This window comes from Corynebacterium senegalense, from assembly GCF_900411315.1.
Classification (GTDB): Bacteria; Actinomycetota; Actinomycetes; order Mycobacteriales; family Mycobacteriaceae; genus Corynebacterium; species Corynebacterium senegalense.
Genome location: NZ_LS990887.1, coordinates 1,656,518 through 1,668,540, shown reverse-complemented (window position 1 = coordinate 1,668,540; position 12,023 = coordinate 1,656,518). Strand labels below are relative to the sequence as shown.

Annotated in this window: 12 protein-coding genes; 4 read left to right on the top strand and 8 right to left on the bottom strand. The window is 69.1% G+C overall.

Translation table 11 applies throughout. The annotated features are described in order from the left end of the window. Positions 1–119 precede the first annotated feature (119 nt). On the bottom strand, positions 120–1,526 hold the full coding sequence (locus DYZ02_RS08065) for a sodium/glutamate symporter (protein ID WP_181896931.1): 1,407 nt from the start codon (positions 1,524–1,526) through the stop codon (positions 120–122). Between the two features lie 106 nt (positions 1,527–1,632). On the opposite strand from DYZ02_RS08065, the gene DYZ02_RS08060 reads away from it, so the two are divergent. Further along, the gene (locus tag DYZ02_RS08060; protein WP_147291494.1) at positions 1,633–2,673 is read left to right on the top strand and encodes a ferredoxin reductase domain-containing protein; all 1,041 of its coding nucleotides are present in this window, start codon (positions 1,633–1,635) and stop codon (positions 2,671–2,673) included. 10 nt (positions 2,674–2,683) lie between these two features. On the opposite strand, the gene DYZ02_RS08055 is transcribed toward DYZ02_RS08060, so the two are convergent. Then, a complete protein-coding gene (locus DYZ02_RS08055) occupies positions 2,684–3,475 on the bottom strand; it encodes a carbon-nitrogen hydrolase family protein (protein WP_115685778.1) in 792 nt (263 codons plus the stop codon). Positions 3,476–3,575: 100 nt separating this feature from the next. Here DYZ02_RS08055 and DYZ02_RS08050 point away from each other — a divergent pair, with 100 nt between their 5' ends. The 3 genes from DYZ02_RS08050 to DYZ02_RS08040 all read left to right on the top strand — a co-directional run bounded on the left by DYZ02_RS08050 (position 3,576) and on the right by DYZ02_RS08040 (position 6,821). Beyond that, positions 3,576–3,836: a hypothetical protein gene (locus tag DYZ02_RS08050; protein ID WP_115685777.1), complete on the top strand. Its 261-nt coding sequence runs from the start codon at positions 3,576–3,578 to the stop codon at positions 3,834–3,836. Then, complete coding sequence (locus DYZ02_RS08045; RefSeq protein ID WP_115685776.1) at positions 3,833–4,990, top strand: alpha/beta hydrolase; 1,158 nt, start codon at positions 3,833–3,835, stop codon at positions 4,988–4,990. The genes DYZ02_RS08050 and DYZ02_RS08045 overlap by 4 nt, the downstream gene beginning before the upstream one ends. A gap of 67 nt (positions 4,991–5,057) precedes the next feature. Further along, positions 5,058–6,821, top strand: a complete 1,764-nt coding sequence (locus DYZ02_RS08040; protein WP_115685775.1) for a pyruvate dehydrogenase — start codon at positions 5,058–5,060, stop codon at positions 6,819–6,821. Positions 6,822–6,842: 21 nt separating this feature from the next. Here the strand turns inward: DYZ02_RS08040 and DYZ02_RS08035 are convergent, their stop codons facing one another. From DYZ02_RS08035 to DYZ02_RS08015, 6 genes are all read right to left on the bottom strand, one after another. Beyond that, on the bottom strand, positions 6,843–7,253 hold the full coding sequence (locus DYZ02_RS08035) for a heat shock protein transcriptional repressor HspR (RefSeq protein WP_115685774.1): 411 nt from the start codon (positions 7,251–7,253) through the stop codon (positions 6,843–6,845). Between the two features lie 10 nt (positions 7,254–7,263). Next, positions 7,264–8,451 carry a molecular chaperone DnaJ gene (gene dnaJ / locus DYZ02_RS08030; RefSeq protein WP_115686431.1) on the bottom strand — a complete coding sequence of 396 codons (1,188 nt, stop codon included), beginning with the start codon at positions 8,449–8,451 and terminating at the stop codon, positions 7,264–7,266. Positions 8,452–8,620: 169 nt separating this feature from the next. Then, on the bottom strand, positions 8,621–9,286 hold the full coding sequence (gene grpE, locus DYZ02_RS08025; protein ID WP_115685773.1) for a nucleotide exchange factor GrpE: 666 nt from the start codon (positions 9,284–9,286) through the stop codon (positions 8,621–8,623). Positions 9,287–9,297: 11 nt separating this feature from the next. Further along, complete coding sequence (dnaK, locus tag DYZ02_RS08020; protein ID WP_115685772.1) at positions 9,298–11,139, bottom strand: molecular chaperone DnaK; 1,842 nt, start codon at positions 11,137–11,139, stop codon at positions 9,298–9,300. Positions 11,140–11,282: 143 nt separating this feature from the next. Next, complete coding sequence (locus DYZ02_RS11250) at positions 11,283–11,540, bottom strand: hypothetical protein (protein ID WP_147291493.1); 258 nt, start codon at positions 11,538–11,540, stop codon at positions 11,283–11,285. Then, entirely contained in the window at positions 11,522–11,917 is a 396-nt protein-coding gene (locus DYZ02_RS08015; protein WP_115685771.1) for a hypothetical protein, read from the bottom strand. Before DYZ02_RS08015 ends, DYZ02_RS11250 begins: the two co-directional genes overlap by 19 nt. Positions 11,918–12,023: the final 106 nt, after the last annotated feature.

The window sequence follows — 12,023 nt, the reverse complement described above, 5'->3', positions numbered from 1 at the left end:
CGGTCTCCCGGCGCGCTGTCCCGGCGCGCAGTCCCGGCATCCCCAGCGCGCCAACGCACAAAGCCCGCGAGCGCCACGTGGGCGTCGCGGGCCGTGCGGACGGGACCGTGAGAAGAGATCTAGTCGTTGTTGATCAGCTTGCCGCGGGTGATTCCGCCATCGTCGGAGCCGAAGACCTCGTGCCGGGTCTTCCAGGCCGTGCCGTGCTTGTCGGCGGGCACCCACTTCAAGGCGTAAGCCACCACGATCACGGCGACGGCGATGGCGAAGGAGGCCCAGCCGAAGCCCGTCGTGAAGCCAGCGATCACCGCGATGGGAGCGAGGATGGTCATGCCGATCTCGAAGGGGGCGAAGCCGACGTAGGCCACGCCGTACTCGTTGAGGGTGCCGGACTTGAGCTTGGGGTCGACCATCTTGAGCAGGGCGATGCCGGTCGCGACGGCGGCGGTGGCCCAGCCCCAGCCGAAGATGCCTCGCTCGAGCCAGTATTCGCCGAAGAAGAGCGGGCCCGCCCACAGCATCCACACGACGCAGAAGATCGTGCCGAGGACGAACATCAGCACCAGCGCCTGCCAGTACCCCGCCAGCGCGGCGGGGACGATGGAGGCGATGCCGAAGGCGATCATGTAGTCGGTCGCCGCGCCGGAGATGGTGGTGATGGTGTCGCGGTCGAGGAAGTCGCCCCGGCCCGTCGCGCGGAGCAGGAGTCGGCCGACCAGGCCGACCACGAAGGACATGGCGAACAGCGGGATGGACACGTTGGGCCACTGGTCCTTGATCAGCCCGTTGAGCATGTAGGCGATGAGCACGGTGAAGATGATGAAGCCGCCGTGCAGGGCGAGCGGCTCGATCGAGGACGGGTTGGTGGTGGCCTTGCCGATGGAGGGGCGCTCGTCGAGGTTGCCGATGTAGCCGGTGCGCAGGTCGTCGGGAAGCTTGCCCTGCAGCTCCGTGGCCTTGCCCTTGCGAATGCCCCAGTTGGCCACGATGACGCCGCCGACGATGGCGACGAGAGTGCCCACGGTGGCGGAGGTGAAGCCGATGGACGACGCCTCGGCGAAGCCGATCTCCTCCAGCGACGAGCCAACGGCCGCGGCCGTGCCGAAACCGCCGACGAAGCCGACCGGCAGCATCATGCCGAACCACGGCTCGGTGCCGAACAGCGGCGCGAAGAGGTAGAGGCCGAGCAGCACGAAGATGCCCCACTGCCCCATGAACATCGCGGTGGAGTAGCCCCACATGTTGCGCGCGCCGGAGGCGACGGAGCCGCCCATCTCCATGGAGTACGCCATGGAGGCGAACACGACGGCGATGAGGATGGTGGTGTAGGCGCCGATCTTGTCGGACCAGTTGATCAGGCCGAGGACCTCCGGGCCGAGCAGCAGCCCGATGAGGCCGGCGGTGATCGGTGCGGGAAGGAGGAGGGCCTGGAGGATTCTCAACCGGTTGCGCAGAGCGTTTCCGATGATCAGCAGGATGGAGATCCACCCGATGTCGAGAAGCAGCGTGTACGGGGTGTATTCCACCGGCGAGCCCTCCCATTGATGCGGGGCACGCGACCCCGGATGTGCAGTTTCCGAGGGAAGAGTAACCGAAACCGGCGGTTTTTCCTCAATCAGTACCCTTGATTGCATGGGCAGGTTTTCAGCATTGGTCGACTACCTCGACGCGAACAGCGAGGTCATCCGGCGCCGCTACTTCGAGGAGCTCGTCGGGTCCGTGCCTCACGCCCGCGGCATCTTCCCCGCAGGCACGGACACGGTCCCGCCTTCGCTTGTCGACGCCCTCCGCTGGCTTCTCTTCCAGTCTCCCGACGGCGCGCTGACCCCCGCCGTGGCCCGCCGCCTGCGCGCCTTCGCCCTGGACTTCCGCCGCTTCGGCTTCCCCGCCTCCGCCTACTCCGACTTTGCAGCGGCCGCCCACCGCGCCCTCGAGCCCGCCGGTCTGGCTGAGGTTCCGGCCGCGCTCGCGATTGTCGACGCCACCGCGGACGTCATGCAGCGCGAGGCCGCCGCCGCCGACACCGCGGGGATCCCGGCAGCGACCGCCGCCCAGGTCGCCTCCGTCTCCGAAAGGGGATCGGACGGGCGCGTCAAGGTGGTCCGGCTGGAGGCCGGCATGGAGCTGAGCTACCTGCCCGGCCAGTTCGTCCCCGTCATGGACACCGCCCGCCCCGGTGTGTGGCGCAACCTCGTCCCCGCGCTGCCCGCCAACCCCTTCGGCCAGCTCGAGTTCCACGTCACCGACGAGTTCGCGCCCGTGGCCGGCAGCTACGTCACCCTCGGCGCGGCGCGCGGGCCCGTGGTCCGCTGCGAGCCCGAGGAGGCCCTGCTCATCGTCGCGGCGGGTACCGGGGCAGCCGCGGCCAAGGCCCTCGCCTTCGGGTTCCTGGACAGCGCCGAGCGGCCGGACGTCCACCTCCGCCTGCAGGCGGGCACCCGGCGCGACCACTACGACTACCGGGTGTTTTCCGCCCTCGCCGAGGCGCACGACTGGTTCTCCGTCTCGCGCGCCCCGCTGGGCTCGGCAGTGCCGCCCGAGCTGTGGTGGGGTCGCAGGGTGGTGGTCAGTGGGGCGTCGGCAAGCGTGCGGGCGATCGCCTCGGGCCTCCGCGGGGCGGGTGCTGGCGACGTCCTCGAAATCGCCCCCGACGCCCCCACGATGTGGGCCTGACCGCGGGATTTTAGAGCAGGGGCAGGGCGCGTCGGGCGGCGGCGGCCTCGGCGGTGTCGATGTCGACGACGAGGGTGTCCTCCCCGTAGCCAGCCTCCGCGAGCCTGCGGCCCGTCGGCCCCACCACGACGGAGTGGCCGATCCCCGTCGGCCCGCTCGGCTCCCCCGCCTTTTCCGGCCCTCCCGGCCGGGCCTGGCCCGCCGCCGCGACGAAGGTGCCGGAGTCCAGGGCCCGCGCGACGGTGAGCGCCCGCCACTGCTCCAGCTTTCCCTCGCCGTCGGCCCAGCTCGTGGGCACGACAATGACCTCGGCGCCGAGCCGGGCGAGGTCCTTGAACTGCTCCGGGAAGCGGGCGTCGTAGCACGTGGCCACGCCCACGACCGTGCCCTCGTGGGTGAAGGTGACCAGCTCGGAACCCGGTTTGACGGTGTCGGATTCGCGGTAGTCGAAGGCATCGAAGGTGTGGATCTTGTCGTAGCCCTTGTGCACCCCGCCGCCGGTGATGAGCGCGGTGTTGTAGACGCGGTTGAGCCCGCCCCGGGTGTCCGCCGGGCGGAACATTCCCGCCACGATCGTCACCCCCAGCTCCTCGGCGAGCGCGCGCAATCCGGTGGCGAACGGGCCGTCGAGGTCCTCCGCCTGCGTGTCCAGTCTGCCCTGGTTGAAGGCCTGCATCGTCGCCTCCGGCAGCACGATCAGGGTGGCTCCCGCCGCGGCCGCCTCGCGGATCCGCGGGGTGACGAGGGCCAGATTCTCCTGCTTATCACCCGTGGTGATGACCTGCAACAGCGCGATCTTCATGACGCCACGATATGTGGAAAACTCCTCCCGCACCACGGGTTGTCCACAGGCCGCAGCAGGCACCGTTGCCGCGCCGCGCCGCCGTGCGCATGCTGTGCCCATGAATTTCCTGCGCCTCACCACCGCCACCGCCCGCGCCGCCCGCGAGAGCCTGCCCGACTGGCCCGACCCGCCCCGCGCCCAGCTCTCGCCCGGCGCGCTCGCCGCAGCGCTCGACGAGGCGCAGCGCCGCTGGGCCACGCTTATCGACGCCACCACCACCGCCGCCCACGACCACACCGCGTCGATCGCCGACTTCGCCGACACCGTCCACCGCCTGGACTCCCAGGTCGCCGCGCGCCTCGGCGGGGGCGCCCCGTGAGCGCGCCGGCCGCGGTCTACGCCCCGCCCCTGCGCGCTGCCGAGCTGGCCGGCTCGGCCGAGGCGCTCGCCCACGCGGCCGGGCTGCTCGCCGCCCGCGCCGCCGACACCCGGGAGGCGGCCCGGCGCATCGACGCCACCGGTTTCGCCGGGCCCGCCGCCGACGCCGCGCTGGCCCGCCTGGCCGAGATCGCGCAGGCGTTCCTGCGCCGCTCCGCCCTGCTGCACCACGCCTCCCAGATCCTCGCCTCCGCCGCGTCCGCCCAGGAAAAGCTGGACCAGCTCGCGGACCTCGCCGACAACTTCGGCCGCGCGCAGGCCATCGAGTGGCTCAACATGATGGCCTGGCTCCTGGACACCGCTGCTGCGGCGGCGATGCGGCTCGCCGCCCTCGGCCCGGCCGAGCCCGGCGCGCCCCAGCTGGTGCAGCGCCCCTTCGACTCCCTCGAGGAGATCCACGCCAGCAACCTCCCAACCGTCCCGGCCGCGACGATCCGGGAGGTACACGCGGCGGGCGGGCTCATCCTGGAGTCCGGCCCCGGCGGCACAACGGTGCTGGTCGGCGACGCGACGGACCCGGCCCGCGTCACGACCCTCGTCGCCGGGGTGTCGACGGGCCGCCCCGAGAAGCTGGCCGGCGAGCTGGACAAGGCCCGCCGGATCGCTGAGGCCACCGGGGGTGCCGTCGTGGTGTGGCAGGGCTACCGCCCGCCCCCGGACGTCCCGCTCGGCATCAACCCCGCGGCCGCGCGCGAGGGCGGGGAGAAGCTCGCCGCCTTCCAGATCGCCGTGGAGGAGCGCTTCCCGCACGCCCGGAAGACCATCCTGGCGCACAGCTACGGCACGGTCGTCGCGGCCCACGCGGCGGGCGAGCCGGGCCTGTACGCCGACGAGCTGTGGCTGCTCGGCTCCCCCGGTGTCCCCGTGCGCTCGGCCGCGGACATGCGTCTGCTCGGCGAGGATCCCGCCGTGTTTGTCGTCGACGCCGACACCGACCCCATCACCGGGCTGCGCTACCGCGACCGCGCCGTGCACGGTTACTCACCCTCGGACCCCTCCTTCGGCGCCACCGTTGTGGAGGGCGTCGAGGGTGGCCACTCGGCGTACTTCACGGACCCCGACTTCCTGCGCGCGCTCTCCTCCCCGCCCCGCTAGCGGCGAAGCGTGTACGAATGGAGGTGTTAATTACTCGTCAGAAAAAGTCAACACGTGAAGGAGAATCATGGCAGCCACCTTTGCTGACCGGCTTGTATCCAAGCTGGAGGAGCTCGGCGTCACCCGCATCTACGGCCTCGTCGGCGACTCCCTTAACCCCCTGTCCGACGCGGTGCGCAAGCACGACATCGAGTGGATCCACGTCCGCAACGAGGAGGCGGCCGCCTTCGCCGCGGGCGCCGACTCGCTCGCCGCCGACGAGCTTGCCGTCTGCGGTGGCTCGTGCGGCCCGGGCAACACCCACTTCGTGCAGGGGCTCTTCGAGGCCCACCGCAACGGCGCGAAGGTGCTCGCCATCGCCTCGCACATCCCCTCCGCCGAGATCGGCTCCGCCTTCTTCCAGGAGACCCACCCCGAGTACCTCTTCCAGGAGTGCTCCTCCTACCGCGAGGTGGTCAACTCCCCAGACCAGGGCATGCGCGTTCTCCACAACGCGATCCAGAACACGATGGCCGGCAACGGCGTATCCGTCATGGTCATCCCCGGCGACGTGTTCGCCGCCGAGGTCAGCTCCGCGCCGAGCCCCGCCGATTCCGTGTACGCCACCGGCGCGGACAAGCGCGTCTTCCCCGACCCCGCCGAGGCCGCCCGCCTCGTCGCCGCGATCAACGAGGCGGACACCGTCACCCTCTTCGCGGGATACGGGGCCCGTGACGCCCGCGAAGAGCTGTTCGCCCTCGCCGAAAAGATCAAGGCCCCAGTGGGGCACTCCTTCCGCGGCAAGATGTACATCGAGTACGACAACCCCTTCGATGTCGGCATGTCGGGCCTGCTCGGCTACGGCGCCTGCCACGAGGCCTCAAAGAAGGCCGACCTGTTCATCATGGTGGGCACCGACTTCCCCTACACGGACTGGCTGCCGCACGACAACGTCGCGCAGATCGACATCGACGGCACCCACATCGGCCGCCGCACCCCGGTGAAGTACCCGGTGGTCGGCGACGTGCGCAGCGTCATCGACAACATCCTGCCCCACGTCGAAGAGAAGACGGACCGCTCCTTCCTCGACGCGATGCTCAAGCGCCACCACGAACTGCTCGAGGACGTGGTGGACAAGTACACCTCCGAGGCCCAGGAGTCCCGGGTGCCGATCCACCCCGAGCTCGCGGCGAAGGTGCTCGACGAGCTCGCGGACGACGACGCCTACTTCACCGTCGACACCGGCATGTGCAACGTGTGGTCCTCGCGCTACCTCACCCCGAACGGCAGGCGCGACGAGTCGGCCTCCTTCCTGCACGGCACCATGGCCAACGCGCTGCCCCAGGCCATCGGCGTGCAGGCCGCCTTCCCGGACCGCCAGGTGATTTCCTGGTCCGGCGACGGCGGCCTGGGGATGCTCATGGGAGAGCTGCTCACCGTGAAGCTGCACAACCTGCCCATCAAGACCGTCGTGTTCAACAACTCCTCGCTCGGCATGGTCAAGCTCGAGATGCTCGTCGAGGGCTTCCCCGAACACGAAACGGACCACGAGCAGGTCAACTTCGCCGCGATCGCTGAGGGCGCGGGCATCAAGTCCTTCCGCATCGAGGATCCGAAGGAGCTGCGCCCCACCCTCAAGGAGGCGCTCGCCTACGACGGCCCGGTGCTCGTGGACATCGTTACCGACCCCGACGCGCTGTCCCTGCCGCCGAACATCACCTGGGACATGATGAAGGGGTTCACCACCGCCGGGGTGAAGACGGTGCTCGACGGCGGCGTGGGCCGGATGATCGATCTCGCCCGCGCCAACATCCGCCACATCGACGCCGCCGCATCCATCACCTTCAAGTAGCGGCGGGCCCCGCCGGGGCCGTCAGCGGGGGTCGCGGCGGCGTCGGTAAGCGGGCTCCCACGCGACGACCGCCGTCGAGCGGGGCACGTGGACGAGCTCGCCGCCGCGCCGCGAGCCTGCGCTCAGGCGCTGGCGCAGCTGGTCGTTCTGCTCCTTCTGGTGGTTAAGCTGCGACTGCAGCTCCTCGATCTGGCTGGTCAGCTCGATGATCGTCTTGATCCCCGCGAGGTTGACCCCCTCCTCCTGGGAGAGGTGCTGGATGCGCTGCAGCATCGTGATGTCGCGGCGCGAGTATCGCCTGCCCCCTCCCGACGTGCGGGCGGGGGTGACCAGACCCATGCGGTCGTAGGTGCGCAGGGTTTGGGCGTGCATGCCCGTGAGCTCTGCGGCAACCGAGATGACGTAGTACTCCTGTGGCGTGTCCGCTGCCATGGCTCACCTCCTACGCCAGCCCGGCCCACCCGGCGCGCGGGTCGAAGCCGGAGTCCTTCTCGGCCTGCGCGTAGGTGCGCAGGGCGCTGGTGGCGGAGGGGTCGAGGTCCTTCGGCACCTGCACCTGGACGGTGACCAGAAGGTCGCCTGCGGTGCCCGAGCGCTTCGGCACGCCGCGGCCCTTCACACGCAGGGTGCGCCCGCTCGGGGTGCCGGCGGGGACCTTCACCTTGACGCGGTTGTCCAGGGTGGGCACCGTAACGGTCCCGCCCAGGGCGAGCTCGCCGAAGGACACGGGGACGGTCACCTCGAGGTCGTCGCCCGAGCGGGTGAAGACCTTGTCGGGGCGCACCTGCACTGTGACGAAGAGGTCGCCGGCAGGTGTCCCGTTCGGCCCGGCCTCGCCCTGCCCCGCCAGCCGCACCTTCTGCCCGTCGACCACGCCTGCGGGGATGCGCACGGTGATCGAGCGGGTGCGCCGCACCGTTCCGGTGCCGGAGCACGTGGGGCACGGGTCCTCGACGATCGTGCCGGTGCCGCCGCACTTGGTGCACGGGCGCGCCATGCCGAAGCCGCCGCTGTTTTCGCGGATGAACCCGGAGCCGGAGCACAGGTCGCATGTCGTGGTGTGGCCCGACTTGGAGCCGGAGCCGTGGCAGGTGGTGCACGGGGCCTCGCCGGTCAGTTCGACGGGGATGGTCGTGCCCTTGGCCGCCTCCCGGAAGTCGAGGCTTATTTCCGTTTCGACGTCGGCCCCCCGCGACGGCCGAGCGTTCCTGCCAGCACCGCCGCCGCGGTTAAAGAAGCTACCGAAGATATCACCAAGGCCGCCGTCTGCAGCTTGTCCACCAGCGGCACCTCCGAAGATGTCTCCGAGGTCGAAGTCGGTTTGCGTCGTGCGAAACCCTCCCGGGAAGCCCGGGCCTCCTGCCCCTCCGAAGCGGCCGAAGCCCCCGGAGTTGATCATGGACTTGAGCTCGTCGTACTCCTTGCGCTTCGTCTCGTCACCGAGCACGTCGTAGGCCTCGGCGACGCGCTTGAATTTTTCCTCCGCCACCTTGTTGCCGGGATTGGAGTCGGGGTGGTTTTCCCGCGCGAGCCTGCGGTACGCCTTCTTGATGTCGGCGGCGCTCGCGTTCGAGGAGACCCCCAGGTCGCCGTAGTAGTCCTTGTTGGCCCATTCCTGCTGTATAGCCATCTGCTTCACCCCTCCTTTCGCGAGAGTGTGGGTGTGTTCATTCTAAGTTCTGTTTGTTGCCCCGCGCCCGGCGCGGGAGTGGGTATCTAAAGCTAACGCCGGGGTGAGGACCGCCCGATTGTTTCGGCGCGACCTCTCCCCGGCGCGTGGTGCCCTCTGGGTGGAGGGGCTAGTTGGCCTCGTCGGTGCCAGTGCCGGCAGCGTCGGCGATGATGACCATCGCGTTGCGCACCAGGCGGTCCCCGACGCGGTAGCCCTGGCGCAGGACGGTGCCGATCACCTTGCTGTCGCCGGTGGACAGGTCCTGCACGGCCTCGTGGATCTCCGGGTCGAAGTCCTCGCCCTCCGCGCCGAAGGGGGCAACCTTCTGCGTGTCGAGCAGCGCGCGGAACTTGTCGGCGAAGGCCTTGAGCGGGCCCTCGTTGAGGTCGCCGTGCTGCTTGGCGAGGTCGAGGTCGTCGAGGAGCGGGATCATCTGCGTCAACACGGAGGCCTTGGACTGCTCCGCGATCTGCGTGCGCTCGCGCTCGGTGCGGCGCCGGTAGTTGGCGTACTCGGCGCTCACGCGCTGCAGGTCCTCGGTGCGCTCGGCGAGCTGGAGCTCGACGTCGCTGACCGCCCCGTCGCCGTCGGCGTCGGGTTCGGTCTCCTCAGTCACCACGTCGTCGATGTCCTCGTCGACGGCGACTGAGAGGGGGTCCTCGTCAGCCTCGAGCGCCTCGGACTCGGCGGCCTCGTCGGCCAGGGACTCGGCCTGGTCCGGGGAGATGTACTGCTCGTCGTTGTTCTCGGGTGCGCCCGGGTCGGTGGGCATCTGCGGGTTCTCCTTGGTCATGAGCGCCCTCCTTACTTGTTGTCGGTGCCGGCGTTGTCGTCGTCCTCGACGACCTCTGCGTCCACCACGTTGTCGTCGCCCGCGGCGTCCGCCTGGGTGGCGCCGGTGTTGGCCTCGGCCTCGTAGAGGGCCTTGCCCAGCTCCTGGGACTCGGTGGTCAGCTTCTCGACGGCCGACTTGATCGCGTCCAAGTCATCGCCCTTGAGCGCCTCGTCGACGGCGTCGGCCGCCTCGGTGACGCGGGTCTTGAGGTCCTCGGACAGCTTGTCGGAGTTCTCGTCCATGAACTTGCGGGTCTGGTAGGCCATGGACTCCGCGTTGTTGCGGGTCTCCTGCTCCTCGCGGCGCTTGCGGTCCTCGTCGGCGTGCTGCTCCGCGTCCTTGACCATGCGGTCTATCTCCTCCTGGGAGAGGCCGGAGCCCTCCTGGATCTTGATAGTGTTCTCCTTGCCGGTGGCCTTGTCCTTGGCCGAGACGGAGACGATGCCGTTGGCGTCGATGTCGAAGGTGACCTCGATCTGCGGCACACCGCGCGGGGCCGGGGCGATGCCGGCCAGCTCGAAGGAGCCGAGCAGCTTGTTGGCGGACGCCATCTCGCGCTCGCCCTGGAAGACCTGGATCTGCACGGAGGGCTGGTTGTCCTCGGCGGTGGTGAAGGTCTCGGAACGCTTGGTCGGGATGGTGGTGTTGCGCTCGATGAGCTTGGTCATCACACCGCCCTTGGTCTCGATGCCCAGGGAGAGCGGGGTGACGTCGAGAAGCAGCACGTCCTTGACGTCGCCGCGCAGCACGCCGGCCTGGAGTGCGGCGCCGAGGGCGACGACCTCGTCCGGGTTGACGCCCTTGTTAGGCTCCTTGCCGCCGGTGAGCTCCTTGACCAGGTCGGTCACGGCCGGCATGCGGGTGGAGCCGCCGACGAGGACGACCTGGTTGATGTCGCCGACGGAGAGGCCGGCGTCCTTGATCACCTGGTTGAACGGCGCCTTGGTGCGGTCGAGCAGGTCGGAGGTGATCTTCTGGAACTCGGTGCGGGTCAGGGTCTCGTCAAGGAAGAGCGGGTTCTTCTCGGCATCGACCGTGATGTACGGCAGGTTGATGGAGGCCTGCTGGGCAGACGACAGCTCGATCTTGGCCTTCTCGGCGGCCTCGCGCAGACGCTGCAGGGCCATCTTGTCCTTGGTCAGGTCGATGCCGTTCTGCGACTTGAACTTGTCCGCCAGCCAGTCGACGATGCGCTGATCCCAGTCGTCACCGCCGAGCTCGTTGTCGCCGGCGGTGGCGAGCACCTCGACGACACCGTCGCCGATCTCGAGGAGGGAGACGTCGAAGGTGCCGCCGCCCAGGTCGAAGACGAGGATGGTCTGCTCCTTGTCGGCCTTCTCCAGGCCGTAGGCCAGCGCGGCGGCGGTCGGCTCGTTGACGATGCGCAGGACGTTGAGGCCCGCGATCTGGCCTGCCTCCTTGGTGGCCTGGCGCTGGGCGTCCTCGAAGTAGGCGGGGACGGTAATGACGGCGTCGGTGACCTCGTCACCCAGGTACGCCTCGGCGTCGCGCTTCAGCTTCATGAGGGTGCGCGCGGAGATCTCCTGCGGGGTGTACTCCTTGCCGTCGATGTCGACGGTCCAGTCCTCGCCCATGTGGCGCTTGACGGAGCGGATGGTGCGGTCAACGTTGGTAACCGCCTGGTTCTTGGCGGACTGCCCCACGAGGACCTCGCCGTTCTTGGCGAAGGCCACAACCGACGGGGTGGTGCGGGAGCCCTCCGAGTTGGCGATAACTACCGGGTCGCCGCCCTCGAGGACAGAGACAACCGAGTTCGTCGTACCGAGGTCGATACCTACTGCGCGTGCCATATTTTCTGATTCCTCCTGATGAGTTTCGATGAGTTGCGTTCTCTACAAGTTGATTGCTTTGGACTCAACTTCCGGGAACCACTATACACGTCACTCCCGCGACCTTGAGTCCGTTGCGCTCAACCTATACAACGGGAGCCAGCTCAAAGTTGTTCCAACCACGCGCAAATATTTTGCCCCCGCCCCCGCACGCTGCGGAAACGCACCACACTCCCAGGAGGTTCAGGGTAGCCTGGCGCGGCAGCTGCGCCGTGAACCGATCCACGAAAGGGCTGGGCGAAACCTGCACCGGTCAGTGCAAGGATGCCCGCCACCAGGCCGGCGATACCGATGCCGGTCGCCTGGCTGGAGGTCAGTGAGCAGCCCGGCACGACGGAGCCGCTCAGCTTCTCGTGCTCCACGCACGCCTTGAACTCCTTGCCGGAGGAGGCGATCGGGGCGGCGAACCCTCCGCCGGAGATGAAGCCGCCGATGGCACCGCCGGCGACAGAGCCGCGGGCGAGGCGCGTCTGGCGGTGGGGATGGCCGGGTCGGCGGGCACCGGCAGGTCGGTGGCGCTCGTCACGTCCTTCCGGAGGCCGTACTCCCACACGACCTGGGCGTCCGCCTTCGCCGGTTCGCCCGTTAAGCCGTCCCTTACCTGCTCACCCATGCGGAGGACAAGGCCCTCGTAGGCGTCGTTGATGCGCCGGGCGTTGGTGTCGGTGAAGGTGATGGCGCACTTGTCGGTCGCCTTGTCGTACACCGTTGCGAAGGCGTCGGCTTTCGGGGCAGCCACAACACCAAGGACGAGGAGGGCTGGAGAACTTCACCGCTTTCCCTTCCTCACAGCAAAGTCTTAGCGAGCTTCAACCGCACGTGCACGGTGTTGCCCGGTTGATGCG